Here is a 16,995-nt window from a genome sequence, read left to right as displayed (position 1 = left end):
TATCTCAGTTTTATTCAAATTGGAATGTAAATTAAAAGAATGAAGTAAAAATTATAAGTAAGACTATTTTTAAGTCTCGAATTTTCAACTTCAAAACCTTAAACTCAAGTAATGGCAAAGGAAGAATTAGAATGTTCGTTTTGTGGTAGAAAAAAGCCAGAAACAAATTTATTAATTGCAGGATTAGATGCTCATATTTGTGATAAATGTATCGAGCAAGCTCATGGTATTGTTTTAGAAGAATCTAAACAAACCGATAATAGCGAGCTTTCAGCAGAACTTATGTTGCGAAAACCACAGCAGATAAAAGATTTTTTAGACGAATATATTATCGGTCAAGACGTAACCAAAAAAGTAATGTCTGTAGCCGTGTACAATCATTATAAAAGACTGTTACAGCCTCCAAGTGATGACGATATTGAAATTCAAAAATCTAATATCATCATGGTTGGGCAAACAGGAACAGGTAAAACCCTAATGGCAAAAACCATTGCTAAAATGCTTAATGTGCCTTTAGCAATTGTCGATGCCACAGTTTTAACTGAAGCAGGATATGTAGGAGAAGATGTAGAAAGTATTTTAACCCGTTTATTGCAAGCTGCAGATTATAGTTTAGAGAAAGCCGAAAAAGGAATCGTGTTTATTGACGAAATAGATAAAATTGCTAGAAAAAGCGATAATCCTTCTATAACAAGAGATGTGTCAGGAGAAGGTGTACAGCAAGCCTTATTAAAGCTTCTGGAAGGAACTGTTGTAAACGTACCACCAAAAGGCGGACGTAAACATCCAGACCAAAAATTTATAGAAGTTAATACAGAAAATATCTTGTTTATTGCAGGAGGTGCTTTCGATGGTATTGATAAAGTAATCTCGAAACGTTTAAACATGCAAGCGGTTGGTTATAGCGCTTCCATGTCTGAAGAACGTATAGACCACAGCAATTTGTTGCAGTACATTATTCCAAAAGACTTAAAAGATTTTGGACTAATTCCAGAAATTATTGGTCGTCTTCCTGTATTAACTTATATGGATCCGTTAGATGCTGAAACTTTAAGATCTATTTTAACAGAGCCTAAAAATGCCATTATCAAACAATACAAAAAACTGTTTGCTATGGACGAAATTGACTTTAGCATTACAGATGGAGCTTTAGATTTTGTAGTTGAAAAAGCGGTTGAATACAAGCTTGGAGCACGGGGATTACGTTCTTTATGCGAAGAAATCTTAACAGATGCTATGTTTGAGATGCCGGGAACAGACGAAAAAGAAATTAGAGTAACTAAAGCCTATGCTGAAGAGAAATTAACAAAATCAACTATTAAGAAACTGAAAGCTGTTTCTTAATTAAATAAATAGTTCAATTTGAAAAAGACTGTCTGAAAAGGCGGTCTTTTTTGGTTTACAAAACATCCAATATTTCTGAAAAGACGCCTTTTAAAGCTACTGCTCGATTTTTAAAACCTTATTGGCTCTTTTCTTTTTTAAAATAATTATAAAACTCAATATTCATAAAAATCAATAACAAGCCATAAACCGAGTCTTCAATTGGAATATTGCTTATTCTAATGCCTAGATTTTCAGCGTCGTTATACCAAACAATAGGTTCTACTAAAAAACTGCCAGTTAAAACGCCATTGCTTAAAATAAAGAAGGGCATTACAAAAAGATAGCTTAGATAATGTAAGGATAAATCCACCTTTTTATAAACTAGGAAAATCAAGTAAAAACTGGTAGCAAAAAAAGTAACTGTAGTGTATAGTTTGTCGTAATTAAAAATGGCGACAATTAAAAGAATAGAAATAAGCACATAAGATATGATAGCTTGCGATTTCTGTAAAATATTTGACTTAAAAAAATACTGAAATGCAAAATAGCTAAACACACAAGCATAAGGAATACAGATAAAAAACAGGATTTCCTCCAACGGTAAATTAATGATGTTTATTCCAGTTAAGTAGGCCTCGTTAAAACCCCAAATACCGATTTTAGTAAAAATAGAATCCCAAATTACAAATAACAAAGTCACAATAAGATTGGCTTTAAAAAAAGGCCTCCATTCTTTATAAAAAGCATGTTTCGGATAAAAGCTAGCAATAAAAGGTACAGAAATACAAGCTAGATTAACTAATAAATAGGTGTATATTTCCATAGTTTACTTGTATTGCTTATGATACTTTTTAGGAACAAACAACATTCCAAAACATTCGCCTTCTTCTTTATCCATATGTTTATGGTGTACTTTGTGAGCTTTACGTAAGCCTAAAAGAAACTTGTTTCTTGTGTTTTTAAACCACTTAAAACGTTGGTGAATTAACACATCGTGAATTAAAAAATAGGTGATTCCGTAGAATAAAATCCCCAAACCAATAAAAAACATAAAGTTGAGCTCTGGAACGGCCCCAAAATAGAACAACAAAATACTTGGGATAGCAAAAATGATAAAAAACGCATCGTTTTTCTCAAATACATGTGGATACTTTGGCTGATGATGATCGGCATGTAAATACCACAAAAACCCATGCATCACATATTTATGCGTGAGCCAGGTTACCAATTCCATAAGAGAAAAGGTTCCAAGAGTTATTAAAATATACAATAAAATAGTCATAATTAAAGTTACTGATTTTGTGTTTAAAAAAAGTTTAATTTATACCGGATATACGACTTAGTAAGAATAAACACTTTTAATCCATTCGAAATTCGAATGCGTCTATTCCTGATTTTTTCTGAATCTGCTTTTTTTAGTTTTTTCAAAAGTTTTAAGTAATATCTATAAGCAATATACACGCCTAATTTACTTTCTAAGGGTAGTTGAATAATCCCCTTGTAAGCTGCATCCAAATCTTTGTCAATATCTGCAATAATCTCATTTTTATTGCCATTATTTAAGCCGTTGTGAGACAAATTGGGAAAATACGAACGCCCTAATTGCTCCACATCGTCCTTAAAATCTCTTAAAAAATTTATTTTTTGAAAGGCAGAACCTAAGTGTCTTGCTGCATCTTTTAATTCGTTAAATTTTTTCTCATCGTTATTAACAAAGACGCGTAAGCACATTAAACCTACCACATCTGCAGAACCATAAATATAGTTTTCGTAAGCTTCTTTGGTGTTGTAATCTGTAACGTATAAATCTGCTTCCATTCGCTTTAAAAAATCGTCGGCATAGGTATGTAAGTCATATCTATGTACTACTTCCTGAAACGCATTGATAATGGGGTTTAAACTTATTTTCCTATCTAAAGATTTCTTGTAATCTTCCACAAAGTCGTTAAATAGATCTTGTTGATTATAACCTTCAAAAGAATCTACTATTTCATCTGCATAACGCACAAAACCATAGATCGCGTAAATGTGTGGACGAACAGATGGTGCAAAAAGTTTAATTCCTAAAGAAAAGGAGGTGCTATAGGTATTGGTAACAATTTTGCTACACTTGAGGCTGGAGGAGTCAAATAGCTGTTTCATTTTAATGGTATTTTGAGATTAATTCGCTTACAATTTTTCCAGATATTAAGGATGGTGGAACCCCAGGTCCTGGAACAGTAAGTTGCCCACAGAAATAGAGGTTATCTACTTTCTTGCTTTTTAGCTTAGGCCGTAACACATGAGTCTGCATAAGTGTATTCGCTAAACCATAGGCATTCCCTTTATAAGAATGATAATCGTCTTTAAAATTATTCACACAATAAGATTCTTTAAACAAAATGTGGTTTTTGATGCTTTCTCCAGTAATGGTTTCCACTCTTTCTATAAGTTGCTTAAAATAATGTTCTCTAATCTCTGACGTGTCTTCTACATCTGGAGCAATAGGAATTAGGAAAATGCCAGCTTCTTTCCCCATAGGAGCTGTTGAATTGTCTGTAATACTTGGAAAACTAGCATAAAACAATGGTTTTTCTGCCCACTCCTTAGTATCGTAAATAGTTTTAGCATGTGCTTCAAAATCAGTATCAAAGAATAGAGTATGATGGGAAACATTATCAAGTTTTTTATCAAATCCCACATAAAATAGTAGGGCAGAAGGAGCAAAGGTCTTCTTGTTCCAATAGGTTTCAGAATACTGTCTTAACTCTTGTGGTAACAAAGTTTCTGTATGATGGTAATCTGCGCCACTCAATAAGATGTCACACGGAAAGTAACCCGTTTTTGTTTGGACTCCTGTAACTGTTTTATTTTTATTTTCTATTTTTTCTACTTCACTATCTGTAATAATTTTTACACCTAAACTTTGTGCAAGGGTGGTCATGGCTTTTACAACTTCATACATACCACCTTCGGGATGCCATGTGCCTAGTTTGAAATCGGCATAATTCATAAAATTGTAAAACGAAGGTGTGTTACTTGGCTTGGCGCCAAGAAATAAAACAGGAAATTCCAATATTTTTTGAAGTTGCTTGTTTTTTACGTATCCAGAAACTTGACTCTTAATGGTTAAAACAAACTCATAAAGTTTTAAAAAAGTTTTATGGTTTATAATTTCGAAAACGTGTTTTCCAGGTTTATAAACCAAATCCTTTATAGCAATGTTGTAGTTTCTATGGGCCTTATTTATAAATTGTTGTAGTTTTTTACCACTTCCTTTTTCAATGTTTTCAAAAGTTTGTTTGATATCTTCAAAATTATCAGAGATACAAACTGAATCATTTTTACCAAAATAAATCTGATATGCAGGATTAAGTTTATTTAGTTTGTAATGTGCTGCTGTCGAGGTACTGAAATCGTTAAAAAAGCGCTCAAAAACATCGGGCATCCAATAGAAGGTAGGACCAATATCGAAAGTAAATCCCTCTTTTTTTAATTGTCTGGCACGACCTCCAACCGTTTTGTTTTTTTCCAAAATAGTAACATCAAAACCATTGTTTGCTAAGTAGCAAGAAGCGGAAAGTGAAGAGAATCCCGAGCCTATAATGACAATTTTATTTTTTTTCATTTTTCATTTTTAATGTAGTAAACCGATAACCAAAAACAGTTATCGGCTTACTACTAACTAACTAAAACCTATTTTAATTCGTTTTAATCTTTTTGACTGCTTATAAATTAGGTATCATTACTTTGTTGATTACGTGTATCACCCCATTTCCGGCTTGAACATCTACAGCTATAATTCCTATATCTGTAGCTCCAGAACCATCTGTTACATTGGCAATATTATCTCCAGTTCCAGGTAAAGTAATTGTTATGTTATCTCCTTGCAAAGTGCCTGCAGTTGTGTCTCCAGGATTATTTAAGTCTCCAGAAGTTACATTGGCTTCAGCAATTACATGATGCAGCAATACTTGAGTTAATACAGCTTCAGCGGGAACAGAATCTAAAGCGGCAAAAGCATCGTTTGTAGGTGCAAAAACTGTAAAGTCTGGGTTTATACCGTCTGTATTACTACCTTCAGTTCTTGATAAAATGGCTGCAAAATCAGTTGCAGGTGTTAAATCTGTTAAGGCTGAAACTAAGGTCGAAAAATTAGGATCTGCTAGGGCGAAAGTCACCACAGTAGGAATATCAATTACAGTATCTACAGCATGAATAATTCCATTTGTTCCCACAACATCTGCTTGTGCTACACTTGAAATGCCGTTAAACATAACACCGCTATTAGTATTGAAATAAAGACTCAAAGCATTTGCTCCAGGACCAGTAGCAGCTGTGTTTGTATATCCAGCTCCGGCATCTACTAAATCTGTAGAGGTTAAAGCAGTACCATTAATAACGTGGTTTAATAATATCTGAGATAATACAGCTGTATCAACATCTCCTAATGGAGTTCCATTTAAGAAAGTGGTAAAGGCATTATTGTCTGGTGCTAAAACGGTAAAAGGACCATCGCCGTTTTTAAGTAAATTAACCAGGTCTCCATCTGCAGCTCCTAAAGCTGCAACCAAACTAGAAAAAGATGAGTTTGCTAAAGCATGATCGACAACATCTGGTAAGTCTAAAACACTGTCAATTATATGGATAGTTCCATTTGATGCTTCCACATCTGCAGTAGTAACCATAGCGGTATTATTAAACATAACGCCGTTAGCTGTATCAAAATAGATACTTATATTTTGGCTTCCTGCTCCTGTAGCACTACCAGAAGTGTATCCAGAACCCATTGAAATTAAGTCGTTTGCTTTTACATTAGACATAATTACATGGTTGAGTAAAATTTGTGATAATACATCTGTTGGAACTTGTTCTAAAGAGCTAAAGCCGTTCTCCGAAAGAAATGCAGAAAAAGCGTCATTTGTAGGTGCTAATACGGTAAAAGGACCATCACTACTTAAAATACTTACTAAATCTCCGTCTGCTCTGGATAAAGCAGCTACTAACGAGCTTAATTCGGGAGTTTCTAGGGCGATATCCACAATATTTTGCTCTTGAGGTTCCGGTTGAGGTTGTGGCATTGGGCCGTCGTCATCATTACTACAAGATGTAAGAAATAATGAGAGGCTAAAAAATACGAGGTAAAAGATTTTTGTTTTCATTTTGTCTATCAATTTTTATTAATACTTAGACAAAAGTAGAAAAATATTTTGTTTTGTCAAAGAAAAAATAAAAAAACTTAGACAATTTTAAATTATATTTTGTTTAACTTCTTTATTTTTGTTTAACTTTGCTTAGTAAAATATTAGACATGAGCACATATTCAATGGCACAAATAGTAGCTTTAACAGGTGTAAAAGCACATACTTTGCGCAAATGGGAAACCAGATATAATTTTTTAGTTCCAGAAAGAACCGACACGAATATTCGATATTACACAGATTCCCAATTAAAAAAATTAATGAATATTGGAATTCTTACACGTAAAGGCTACCGAATTTCTAAGATTGATAAAATGTCTGAGAAAGAAATTCATGAGTTAATTAGCAAAAGTTTATTGGAGAGCTCTGAGGAAGATGAGATAGGTGCTTTAATAATTGCTACTCTTGAAATGGATGAGCCTAGTTTTGATAAGGTCTTAAATAATCATATTAATTCTCATGGCTTATTAACCACTACAACACAATTAATTTATCCGTTTTTAAATCAAGTGGGTGTTTTGTGGGGCATTAATAAAGTGATGCCAGCACAAGAACATTTTGTTTCTAATTTAATTAAAAAGAAAATGTTTGTCGCCATTGATGCCTTACCCTATCCTGAAAAAAATGCGCCTGTAATTATACTTTTTTTAATGGAAAATGAACATCATGAAATAGGATTGCTATTAGCTTATTTTATGGCAAAAAAAATGGGATGGAAAGTGTATTATCTTGGACAGAATGTACCATCAGAAAATATCAAACAAGTAATTGAGGAAGTCCAACCAAAAGTTATGTTGTCCATGTTTATAACACCTACTCAAGATCCTGTAAATATAAAATTAGATACCATTTTAAAACAAACAGACGTCCCATTATTAGTTTCCGGAAACCCTGAAGTACTTGGAGACTGTACAAAAGATGAACGAATAGTTTATATCTCACATCCCAATGACTTAGTTGAAAAATTAAACCAAATAAAATAGGGGAGATAGATTCTCTAACTATTAAGAAAATAAAAACCACTCAACTCGAGTGGTTTTTTGTTTAGTTTATATGTTAATTAATAATTGGAAGTTATATTCTAGAAGATATAGAAAAACGACATCTATCTGGCATTTATTTGGTTTATATAAATACCAGATAAATGATATCGTTAATAATTAATAGCGAAGTAAAACTAGCATTTATTCTGTAAGAAAAAAATGAACTCCTTGGCTTTTAGATAAAACATAAAAAATAATCGTTATACGTAATTTTTTATATTTTCTTCAGATTAAATACGGGTTATCTGTTTAAATCTAATAGAGCATCTAGAAAGTCCCGAGAGTTCGAAAGTCTTGGTACCTTGTGTTGTCCACCGAGTTTATCGTTTTGCTTTAACCAATCATAAAACAACTGTTCTCTACCAATATGGATAGTTGGTTTGTTTAGTGTCATATTATTGTAACGCTTCGCTTCGTAATCAGAATTTAAAGATTTTAAGGCACTATCAAGTAATTCATTAAAATAATTAATATCTGTAGGGGGCGTTTTAAATTCTATAAGCCATTCGTGTGCACCTTTTTCCTTGCCTTGCATAAAAATAGGAGCAGCTGTGTAGTCCACAATTTCTGCTTTTGTTTTTTTGCATACTTTTCTTAAAGCATCTTCAGCGTTTTCTATAATAAGCTCTTCGCCAAAAGCATTTATATGATGTTTAGTTCTTCCAGATACTTTTATTCTATATGGATTTACGGACGTAAATTTTACTGTATCGCCAATCATATAACGCCAAAGCCCGGCGTTAGTAGTAATAATAACAGCGTAATTCTTATCGACTTCCACATCACTTAAAGGAATTACTTTTTGGTTTTTTGTGCCAAAAGTTTCCATGGGGATAAATTCATAAAAAATTCCATAATCGAGCATAAGAAGTAACTCACTAGAATTATTTTGATCTTGTATGGCGAAAAAGCCTTCAGAAGCATTATAGATTTCATAATACCTAAAATCTTTTTTAGGTAAAATATTTTTATACTGTTCTTCATAAGGTAAGAAGCTCACGCCTCCATGAAAATAAACTTCTAGATTGGGCCAAATATCAAATAAAGTGTCTTTGTCCGTGGTTTCTAATACATTGTTTAGTAATACCAACATCCAAGATGGTACGCCTGCTAAGCTGGTTACATTTTCTTGAATGGTTTCGTCTACAATGGCTTGCATTTTTTCTTCCCAATTGCTCATTAAAGAGACTTTATTGCTAGGAGTACTGCTGTATTCTGCCCAAAACGGCATATTGTCAATTAATATAGCGGATAAATCGCCAAACGAAGTGCCATTTTCTTTATAGAGTTCCTTGCTGCCTCCAAGACGTAAGCTTTTACCCGTAAATAATTGTGAGTTTTCGTTGTTATTTAAATACATACATAGCAAATCTTTACTAGCTGCATAATGACAATCTTCAAGAGAGTCTTCGCTTACAGGTATAAATTTGCTTTTTGCATTGGTTGTTCCACTCGATTTTGCAAACCATTTAATAGGTTGTGGCCAGAAAATATTATTTTCTCCACGACGAGAACGTTCAATTTTACTTTGATATTCTTCGTAAGTTGAGATAGGTACACGTTCAGAAAAAGTTTTGTAATCTTTAATAGATTCAAAACCATATAGTTTACCCACCTCCGTATCTTTTGCTTTATTGACAAGCTGAATAAGTAACTCTTGTTGCACTTCATTCGGGTACTTTAAAAACAAATCTATTTGATGAAAACGTTTTTTTAAAAACCAGGAAGCTATGGAATTTACAATGGGAATTGGCATATTTGCGTTATATTTAAAAAATAAAAATAATACTTTTTTTTTTGAAATGTGCGTCAAAACTGCTCATTTAAAACCATTCTTTTTAAACGAGTAGATTTTTATACATTTTTAATCTTAATTTTGATAACATGACATACCAAGGTGTTTTAAGAAAAATGACTACGGAAATTTCTAATCCTATTCAATACTATCTCATATTTAAAGAAGATTTTATTAATATGAATCAGCTATTAAATAAGACTATTAATATAAAATTTGTTGGTTATCAATGCTTAAATTGTGGTTTGAACAAACCTATTTATAGACAAGGATTCTGTAAAAGCTGCTTTTTCGATATTCCTCAAGCAGCAGAATGGATTATAAAACCAGAGTTAAGCACAGCGCATTTGGGTAAAGAAGATCGAGATTTAGAATACGAAAAGAGGGTGCAATTACAGCCTCATATTGTTTACTTAGCTAATTCAAGTCATGTAAAAGTAGGAGTTACTAGAAAAAGTCAAGTGCCAACTCGATGGATTGATCAAGGTGCTCATGAAGCGATAGAAATTGTTGAGGTGCCAAATAGATATCTAGCAGGTATTACAGAAATTGCGTTAAGAGATTATGTGTCAGACAAAACTAATTGGCGTACCATGTTGAAGAATGAGATTGCCGATGAGGATTTGGTGGCCTGGAGAGAGAAGTTGAAACAATATATTCCAGAAGAGGCCAAAGAATATTATATTACTTCAAACTCTGAAACAAATATTGAGTTCCCTGTATTGCATTACCCTAAAAAGCCTAAAAGTTTAAACTTAGGAAAAACTCCTGATTTTACTGGGAAATTAGTAGGTATTAAAGGGCAGTACTTAATCTTTGAAGACGAAACAGTTTTTAATGTTCGTAGTAACGAGGGATATGTAGTGGCTATATCTATTAATTAGTGTCTTTTGTAAGACGCATTTCTAGATACTTATTGGTAAAGCCAAGTTTTTCGTAGAGTTTTATAGCTGGATTATTAGGTTCCACATGAAGAGCAATATCTCCATGAGCTAAAGAAATAGCTTCTTGAATCAGTTTTTTACCAATACCTTTTCCTCTGGCATTTTTGTGCACAGCAATATATACTAGAATGTTTTCTGGAATATAATCTGTCATTCCAGTTTTATTAATAATAGTAATTCCTTGTATAAGTTCTTTTTCTTTTAATACCAAGACAAAACCTCCAAAGGAAGAAATTGTATTTTTTACAGCATAATCTAAGCATTTAGAAATAGCTTCTTTGGTATCGCTAAATTCTTGTAAATGACTATGTAAAAAATTTACAATATATTGTTTTTCTTCTTTTGAAGGTTTGGATTCAGAATCATATACTTTAAAAAGCATATAATTCTAAATGTCTTCTTGGTCTCTTAAGCCTTGTATGTATGCGGCTTTTTGTAACTGTCTTCTTTTCTTTACTGAAGGTTTTGTAAAGAATTGATTTTCTCTAATGTTTTGCATGATTTTAACGTTACGGTGTTTCTTTTTGTAACGTTTTAGAGCTCTGTCAATTTTCTCTCCTTCTTTTATTTCAATCTTTATCATCTGTTTATTTTAGTAGGGGTTAAAGTTAAATGTTTATTTAAAACTATCCTAAGTAAGTTCTTAATATTTTGTTTTTTGATGTATGTCTAAGTCTTCTAATGCCTTTTTCTTTTATTTGTCTGACACGTTCTCTGGTTAATCCAAAGGTTTCGCCAATTTCCTCGAGACTCATTGGTTGCTCATTATTAATTCCATAATAAAGTCTTACTACATCTGCTTCTCTTTGCGATAAGGTGTTTAAAGCACGGTTTACCTCGAGATTTAACGAGTCGTTCATGAGTTCTCTATCTGGATTTGGCGATTCTCCTGATTTTACCACATCATATAAACTAGAATCTTCACCTTCTTTTAAAGGTGCGTCCATGGATAAATGGCGTCCAGAATTTTTTAAAGACTGCTTCACATCGCTTACTGTCATTTCTAATTCTTTAGCAATTTCTTCTGGGCTAGGTGGGCGCTCATGAGCTTGTTCTAAATAAGAATAAGCTTTATTAATTTTATTAATAGAGCCAATTTTGTTTAATGGCAAACGTACAATCCTAGATTGCTCTGCCAAAGCTTGTAAAATAGCTTGTCTAATCCACCAAACAGCATAAGAAATAAATTTAAACCCTCTAGTTTCATCAAAACGTTTCGCAGCTTTTACTAAGCCTGCATTTCCTTCGTTTATTAAATCTGGTAATGTCAATCCTTGATTTTGATACTGTTTTGCAACAGAAACCACAAATCGTAGGTTGGAAGTGGTTAACTTATCTAAAGCAAGTTGATCTCCTTCACGAATTCGCTGTGCCAATTCTACTTCTTCATCCGCCGTAATTAAAGGAAGTTTACTAATGTCTTGCAAATATTTGTCTAAAGATTTAGACTCTCTATTTGTAACTTGCTTGGTGATTTTTAATTGCCTCATTCAGATTGTTTTAAAAGTGTTAATCTAACAATCTAACCTTTTTGTTGACAAATCCAAATAAAAGTGTAATTCTTTTCATAAAGAGTATGTTAATCTGTTGATATTCAGTAAAGTTTAACAAATTATTAAGAGGTTGAGTCGCTTTTATATCCAAGATTCATGAAGATATTACTCCCTAAAACAATTGGGAGTAATATCTACAAATATCTCAATTAGGTTATTAAACACATAATTATCAGCTATGTTGTCTATTTATTTTAAGTGCAAACTGGAATTCTTCTCTAATTTTTATGTAGACCTATCTTTTAGTTTATAGAATCAGCTTTTGGGGATTTGTTTTTATTTGGATAATTAAATAGGTCTTTAATCGATTTAGGTTTTGAGTTTCCCGTTGAATCCTTCGGACTGGCATTACCTCCTTTAATAATATCGTCTAATATGTTTTTTATTGGACTGGAAGCTGGAGTTGTAGTTTCTGTAGAGTCTTTAGGGGTATTCTGGTTTTGATTACTATTCATTCCATCAAGAAGGTCTAAAATTTGATTTTTCCCTTTATTTATTAATTTCTGTTTTTCAATTTCAATAAGTTGTTTAGTAAGATTGCCTACAGCACTTGTTAAATCGGTTTTAACATTTGGACTATTAAATGTACCAGTAATATTTGCCGAAACTGGAATAGAAATATTATTCACGGCTTGGTCGTCTATTTTTCCAATCAATCTATTAATATCGCTACCTAAATATTTTGCCGGAACTTGAAAAACAGCATTGTAATCCATAGTATTAGTAAAACTATGCGACCCTTTAATATTTATTTCAATGTCTTTATAATGAACATCGAAAGGCGTGATGTTTACCATACCATTTTCAAAAGTTAAGTTGGTTTTTAAGTCTTTTAAATCCAATTTGCTAAAATCTACAAAACTCAATGCATTATTTAAAGCATTTACAAGGGCTTCGTTTTTAGGTTCAATTTTGGTAGTCTGTAGCTCGAAAAAGGCAGAACCATTAATGCTATTTAAGTCTGGAGTAAAATCATTTCCTAAATTTCCAGTTGCAGCAATATTGCTATTTAATTTTCCTTGAAGTGCACTTGCAATTGGAGCCAGGCTTTGTAGTATTTCTAGACCGTCAAACGATTGGGAAATATCAAACTGGTTCATATCTAAATTCATAACAAAGGTTGGAGTTTCTGGATATGTATCTACATAACCATCCAATAGTAATTTTCCGTTAAAAACATTAGTACTCATATTTCGTAAAACAGCTTTCTCTTCTTTTATATAGAGATCTCCTTTAACATCTTTTAGGGTTAAATTATCGTAATAAACTATTTTGGCATCTGCGTGAATTTTACAATCTAAAAAAGCAGGAATTTTGAAGGCTTCAGAAGGACTTGTTGTTTTGTTTTCTGAATTCTCTGTAGCTTTTTCTTCCATAAAATCGCTTAGGTAAAAAGCATTAGAGTTTACATTAAAATCTCCTTCTAGTTTTTTATTGCTAAAGATAAACCCTAGAAAGTTATGTAAAACACCGTTGGCTTTAATATCACTTTTTCCCGTAGAAGCATTAAATGTTGTTAGCTTAATAATTCCAGGATTAAAAGCAATAGCAGCTTCCGAAACCTCTATAGGATTTACCATATCCTCCGAGTCAAATTTGAAGCCTTTTATACTTAGATTACCGTCGCTTTTTATTCGTTGATAGGCATTGCTTTCTATAGCATCCATATCAAAATTAGTGTTTAAGTTTGCTACTAGAATTCCAGTTAGTTCGTTGTCTAAATCTATGGGGTAGGCCTTGCTTAAGTTAGCTAGGTTTAAAACCCCGTCTACATGTGCGTTTACACTAATGTTTTTTGTTAGGTTTTTAATAACTGCTGTAGATTTAAATACATCTTGGTCAATTTTAAAATTTAATGTCTTTAAGTCCACGTAAGTGTCATCCATAAGGCCAGTTGTGTTTTTAACCGAAGCATTTATAGAAATATTGTCAATTCCTTTAGGTAAATCTGGATATTTAAACGAGGCGTTAGTGGAAACCATATTGATATCTAGGGTAGGAATGGTTTCTTCTGTAAGATTCCCTTTTATAATACCTTTTATTTTAAAGTTTCCTGAAGTCTCTACTTTATCTAAATCTTTGGAATAGGTTTTAGGAATAATAGCTAAAAAGTCTTTAAAGTCAGAACCGGGGTTTTCGAAAGTAATATCAATTTCTTGTCCTTCTTCCAACATTTGTACAAAACCTTGAAATTCTATTGGTAATTGATTAATAAGAGCTTTGTTTTCTTTAAAGGTGTATTTGTTGTTAGTTAAATCTAAACCTATTAATGCGTCTAGTTTAAAGTCGTTATTACTTAAATATTCAGTGCTATCAATTTTCAAACTTACTCGGGCACTTGTTTTTGTATCCAATTCTGAGACATCGCCAGAAAAAGTTCCTTTTCCAGAATGGTTAAATTCAGTAATATAAAAAGTTGTATTAGAGCCTTCATCCAAATAAGTAAGTGCACTATTATTTATGGCGTAATCCTTTATATCTAAAGTAAATCCTTTTGAAGTATCTTCAGGAGAATCCAGCTTGTCTTCGCTTTCTTTTGCAATATCATAATTGGTTTCTCCTCTTTTATTTGTTTTAAGACTAACAAGTGCTTCGTTTAGTTTTATTTCGTTAATAACTACAGGACCTTCATCGGCATTTTTAAACAACTCCTTAACAGACATATTTAACGAAATGGTCTTAGCAGTTGCTAGAGTTTCATCTTTAAATGGTTCAAAATTTGTAATTACTAAATCGGAAACATCCACTTGTGCCTGAGGAAAACTTCTTATAAAACTTAAGCTAACATCGCTAAACTCTACATGAGCATTTAAGTTTTCGTTAATGGTACGTTTAACAATCTCTTTTATTTTAGATTGAAATAGAAACGGGATGCTAATTAAAAGTAACACTAAAACAAGTAAAGTGATTCCAGTAATTTTTAATATTTTTTTCATGTGATATGATGGTTAATGTAAGTATATACGTATATAATAAGTCCAAAGTTGTGGAAAAGCAAAAGTTTAATAAAACTTTAATACTATAGCGGTTTAATCTGTTTGTTTCTTTTTAGGTTGAAGCTATTTGAACAAATAATCCAAAATTGATGAGCCATGAAACTTAATCATATAATTAAAGCAGGTAAAAGATGTAAGAATCGATTAGAAGTAAGTTTGTCTGTTGCGTTCATATAAAATTGTGAATAAATAGGCGTGGTAAATATAAACTATTAAAGTTTCTTTTAGTTAATTTGTTTTTTCAATGGATACACGACGTAAATTTTACATTTCTTTAGGCAGTAATAAAGGAGACAGATTAAAGCATCTGCAAGATGGGCTGGGCCTAATTTTTAAAAAAATTGGAAAAATAAGCAGTATCTCAAAAGTTTATAATACACCTGCTATTGGTTTTGAAGCTGATGATTTTTTAAACTGTTGTATTATTTTTGAAACCTTTTTAGAGCCAGAAATAGTTATGGAAAAACTGCTGGCAATTGAAACTTCTCTGGGAAGAATAAGAAATGACGATTCCGGTTATCAGTCTAGAACTCTAGATTTGGATATTTTATTTGTAGATGAAGAAATAATCGATTCCTTAATTCTTAAAGTGCCACATCCAGAACTCTCTAAACGAAGATTTGTTTTACAGCCATTGGCAGATATTGCTCCAAAATTTGTACATCCAATACTGCGTAAATCCATAACAGGCTTACTTGATGAATGTGAAGATTCTAGTGAATTAGAATCCATTAATATTTGGTTAAAGAACCCGAGTAAGCAATTTCAGTTTTCAACTTATAATTACATGGCCATTGAAGGGAATATAGGAGCTGGGAAAACGAGTTTAGCAACCATGATTTCCAACGATTTTAATGCAAAATTGATCTTAGAGCGCTTTGCTGAAAATCCGTTTTTGCCAAAATTTTATGAAGATTCTAAACGTTATGCCTTTACACTGGAAATGTCTTTTTTAGCAGATAGATATCAGCAAATTAGCGACGATTTAGCGCAACTAGATCTCTTTAAAGATTTTATTATTAGCGATTATGATATATATAAGTCGTTAATATTTTCTAAAATAACCTTGCCTGAAGACGAGTTTAAACTTTATAGAAAACTCTTCTATTTAATGTATAAAGACATTGCAAAACCAGATTTATACGTGTATTTGTATCAAAATACAGAGCGTTTGCAAGAAAATATTAAAAAAAGAGGACGTGATTACGAACAGAATATAGCTAACGAGTATTTAGATAAAATTAATATTGGTTATTTAGAGTTTTTAAAAAACCAATCCGAATTAAATGTAAAAATTATAGATATTTCCGAGAGAGATTTTGTTCAAAACAGGGAAGATTATCTATGGATTCTGGGAGAGATTAGTAAAGAAAGCGAAGAGGTGTAGAATTGTATACATTGGAGAGTTCTTTGTACTTGTAATAAAATTCATCATAAATTTTTAAAACTACTTAATAAAAAACAGGAGATTTAGTTAAACATTGAATGTCTGGACTTTTTTAGCTTATTCCAGGAATAATACCCAAAACAACAAAATGCCGATGAAAAGATTTGGATTCTTTTAAAAGAAAAACACTAGCTTTTTAAGGCGGTCAGTTTCGAAAACAAATCCCAAACAACAACTCCACAACTTACAGAGATATTTAAGGAATGCTTAGTTCCAAACTGTGGGATTTCAAGAACTACATCGCTATTGCTAACTATGTCTTGAGCTACACCTTTTACTTCATTTCCAAAAACTAAAGCGTATGTTGTCTTTTGTACCGGGTTAAAGTCGTTAAGCATAGTCGCGTTTTCAGCCTGTTCAATAGACACTATTTTAATATGGTCTTTTTTAAGTTTTTCAACTAAGTCTATGGTGTTTTCAACATATTCCCAAGAAACAGTTTCGGTACTCCCCAAAGCAGTTTTATGTATGTCTTTATGTGGAGGTGTTGCAGTTATGCCACAGAGATAAATTTTTTCAATTAAAAAAGCATCACTCGTTCTAAAAACCGAGCCAATATTGTTTAAACTTCTAATATTATCCAATACAATAATTAAAGGTGTTTTTTTAACTTCTTTAAAATCTTCAATACTTAATCTGTCTAATTCGCTATTTTTTAGTTTGCGCATTAAAATTTTATTTTTTGTTCCATACCTATTTATTACAAGGCAT

Annotated in this window: 15 protein-coding genes; 4 read left to right on the top strand and 11 right to left on the bottom strand. The window is 32.1% G+C overall.

Features of this window, described 5'->3' with window-relative positions; all coding sequences use genetic code 11:
* Nucleotides 1-111 precede the first annotated feature (111 nt).
* The gene (clpX, locus tag OS188_RS02175) at nucleotides 112-1,344 is read left to right on the top strand and encodes an ATP-dependent Clp protease ATP-binding subunit ClpX (protein ID WP_267147175.1); all 1,233 of its coding nucleotides are present in this window, start codon (nucleotides 112-114) and stop codon (nucleotides 1,342-1,344) included.
* A 118-nt stretch (nucleotides 1,345-1,462) separates the two neighbouring features.
* Here the strand turns inward: clpX and OS188_RS02170 are convergent, their stop codons facing one another.
* The 5 genes from OS188_RS02170 to OS188_RS02150 all read right to left on the bottom strand — a co-directional run bounded on the left by OS188_RS02170 (nucleotide 1,463) and on the right by OS188_RS02150 (nucleotide 6,467).
* Nucleotides 1,463-2,149 carry a lycopene cyclase domain-containing protein gene (locus OS188_RS02170; protein WP_267147174.1) on the bottom strand — a complete coding sequence of 229 codons (687 nt, stop codon included), beginning with the start codon at nucleotides 2,147-2,149 and terminating at the stop codon, nucleotides 1,463-1,465.
* 3 nt (nucleotides 2,150-2,152) lie between these two features.
* Entirely contained in the window at nucleotides 2,153-2,608 is a 456-nt protein-coding gene (locus OS188_RS02165) for a sterol desaturase family protein (RefSeq protein WP_267147173.1), read from the bottom strand.
* 23 nt (nucleotides 2,609-2,631) lie between these two features.
* Entirely contained in the window at nucleotides 2,632-3,468 is an 837-nt protein-coding gene (locus OS188_RS02160; RefSeq protein ID WP_267147172.1) for a phytoene/squalene synthase family protein, read from the bottom strand.
* Between the two features lies 1 nt (nucleotide 3,469).
* On the bottom strand, nucleotides 3,470-4,933 hold the full coding sequence (gene crtID, locus OS188_RS02155; protein WP_267147171.1) for a bifunctional phytoene desaturase/3,4-desaturase: 1,464 nt from the start codon (nucleotides 4,931-4,933) through the stop codon (nucleotides 3,470-3,472).
* A 100-nt stretch (nucleotides 4,934-5,033) separates the two neighbouring features.
* Nucleotides 5,034-6,467, bottom strand: a complete 1,434-nt coding sequence (locus OS188_RS02150; protein ID WP_267147170.1) for a fasciclin domain-containing protein — start codon at nucleotides 6,465-6,467, stop codon at nucleotides 5,034-5,036.
* A 149-nt stretch (nucleotides 6,468-6,616) separates the two neighbouring features.
* Here OS188_RS02150 and OS188_RS02145 point away from each other — a divergent pair, with 149 nt between their 5' ends.
* Nucleotides 6,617-7,489, top strand: coding sequence for a MerR family transcriptional regulator (locus OS188_RS02145; RefSeq protein WP_267147169.1), 873 nt, complete (start codon nucleotides 6,617-6,619; stop codon nucleotides 7,487-7,489).
* A 301-nt stretch (nucleotides 7,490-7,790) separates the two neighbouring features.
* Here the strand turns inward: OS188_RS02145 and OS188_RS02140 are convergent, their stop codons facing one another.
* Nucleotides 7,791-9,305: a GH3 auxin-responsive promoter family protein gene (locus tag OS188_RS02140; protein ID WP_267147168.1), complete on the bottom strand. Its 1,515-nt coding sequence runs from the start codon at nucleotides 9,303-9,305 to the stop codon at nucleotides 7,791-7,793.
* 128 nt (nucleotides 9,306-9,433) lie between these two features.
* On the opposite strand from OS188_RS02140, the gene OS188_RS02135 reads away from it, so the two are divergent.
* Nucleotides 9,434-10,228, top strand: coding sequence for a DUF2797 domain-containing protein (locus OS188_RS02135; protein WP_267147167.1), 795 nt, complete (start codon nucleotides 9,434-9,436; stop codon nucleotides 10,226-10,228).
* Here OS188_RS02135 and OS188_RS02130 read toward each other — a convergent pair.
* The 4 genes from OS188_RS02130 to OS188_RS02115 form a co-directional block, all read right to left on the bottom strand.
* Nucleotides 10,221-10,670, bottom strand: a complete 450-nt coding sequence (locus tag OS188_RS02130) for a GNAT family N-acetyltransferase (protein WP_267147166.1) — start codon at nucleotides 10,668-10,670, stop codon at nucleotides 10,221-10,223. The genes OS188_RS02135 and OS188_RS02130 overlap by 8 nt on opposite strands.
* 6 nt (nucleotides 10,671-10,676) lie before the next feature.
* On the bottom strand, nucleotides 10,677-10,871 hold the full coding sequence (rpsU, locus tag OS188_RS02125; RefSeq protein WP_267147165.1) for a 30S ribosomal protein S21: 195 nt from the start codon (nucleotides 10,869-10,871) through the stop codon (nucleotides 10,677-10,679).
* A 43-nt stretch (nucleotides 10,872-10,914) separates the two neighbouring features.
* On the bottom strand, nucleotides 10,915-11,778 hold the full coding sequence (locus OS188_RS02120; RefSeq protein WP_267147164.1) for a sigma-70 family RNA polymerase sigma factor: 864 nt from the start codon (nucleotides 11,776-11,778) through the stop codon (nucleotides 10,915-10,917).
* Between the two features lie 305 nt (nucleotides 11,779-12,083).
* Nucleotides 12,084-14,777, bottom strand: a complete 2,694-nt coding sequence (locus OS188_RS02115) for an AsmA-like C-terminal region-containing protein (RefSeq protein WP_267147163.1) — start codon at nucleotides 14,775-14,777, stop codon at nucleotides 12,084-12,086.
* Between the two features lie 304 nt (nucleotides 14,778-15,081).
* Here OS188_RS02115 and folK point away from each other — a divergent pair, with 304 nt between their 5' ends.
* Entirely contained in the window at nucleotides 15,082-16,224 is a 1,143-nt protein-coding gene (gene folK / locus OS188_RS02110; RefSeq protein WP_267147162.1) for a 2-amino-4-hydroxy-6-hydroxymethyldihydropteridine diphosphokinase, read from the top strand.
* A 188-nt stretch (nucleotides 16,225-16,412) separates the two neighbouring features.
* On the opposite strand, the gene OS188_RS02105 is transcribed toward folK, so the two are convergent.
* Nucleotides 16,413-16,952: an RNA methyltransferase gene (locus OS188_RS02105; RefSeq protein WP_267147161.1), complete on the bottom strand. Its 540-nt coding sequence runs from the start codon at nucleotides 16,950-16,952 to the stop codon at nucleotides 16,413-16,415.
* Nucleotides 16,953-16,995: the final 43 nt, after the last annotated feature.

This window comes from Xanthomarina sp. F1114 (assembly GCF_026410255.1).
GTDB lineage: Bacteria > Bacteroidota > Bacteroidia > Flavobacteriales > Flavobacteriaceae > Xanthomarina.
Note: the sequence above shows the minus strand (reverse complement) of the source record. Positions and strands in the feature narration are given on the sequence as shown.

Coding starts and splice junctions, on each gene's coding strand:
- OS188_RS02140 (WP_267147168.1), bottom strand. CDS start 9,305: ATGCCAATTCCCATTGTAAATTCCATAGCTTCCTGGTTTTTAAAAAAA.
- rpsU (WP_267147165.1), bottom strand. CDS start 10,871: ATGATAAAGATTGAAATAAAAGAAGGAGAGAAAATTGACAGAGCTCTA.
- OS188_RS02170 (WP_267147174.1), bottom strand. CDS start 2,149: ATGGAAATATACACCTATTTATTAGTTAATCTAGCTTGTATTTCTGTA.
- crtID (WP_267147171.1), bottom strand. CDS start 4,933: ATGAAAAAAAATAAAATTGTCATTATAGGCTCGGGATTCTCTTCACTT.
- OS188_RS02115 (WP_267147163.1), bottom strand. CDS start 14,777: ATGAAAAAAATATTAAAAATTACTGGAATCACTTTACTTGTTTTAGTG.
- folK (WP_267147162.1), top strand. CDS start 15,082: ATGGATACACGACGTAAATTTTACATTTCTTTAGGCAGTAATAAAGGA.
- OS188_RS02120 (WP_267147164.1), bottom strand. CDS start 11,778: ATGAGGCAATTAAAAATCACCAAGCAAGTTACAAATAGAGAGTCTAAA.
- OS188_RS02145 (WP_267147169.1), top strand. CDS start 6,617: ATGAGCACATATTCAATGGCACAAATAGTAGCTTTAACAGGTGTAAAA.
- OS188_RS02150 (WP_267147170.1), bottom strand. CDS start 6,467: ATGAAAACAAAAATCTTTTACCTCGTATTTTTTAGCCTCTCATTATTT.
- OS188_RS02130 (WP_267147166.1), bottom strand. CDS start 10,670: ATGCTTTTTAAAGTATATGATTCTGAATCCAAACCTTCAAAAGAAGAA.
- OS188_RS02165 (WP_267147173.1), bottom strand. CDS start 2,608: ATGACTATTTTATTGTATATTTTAATAACTCTTGGAACCTTTTCTCTT.
- OS188_RS02135 (WP_267147167.1), top strand. CDS start 9,434: ATGACATACCAAGGTGTTTTAAGAAAAATGACTACGGAAATTTCTAAT.
- OS188_RS02160 (WP_267147172.1), bottom strand. CDS start 3,468: ATGAAACAGCTATTTGACTCCTCCAGCCTCAAGTGTAGCAAAATTGTT.
- clpX (WP_267147175.1), top strand. CDS start 112: ATGGCAAAGGAAGAATTAGAATGTTCGTTTTGTGGTAGAAAAAAGCCA.
- OS188_RS02105 (WP_267147161.1), bottom strand. CDS start 16,952: ATGCGCAAACTAAAAAATAGCGAATTAGACAGATTAAGTATTGAAGAT.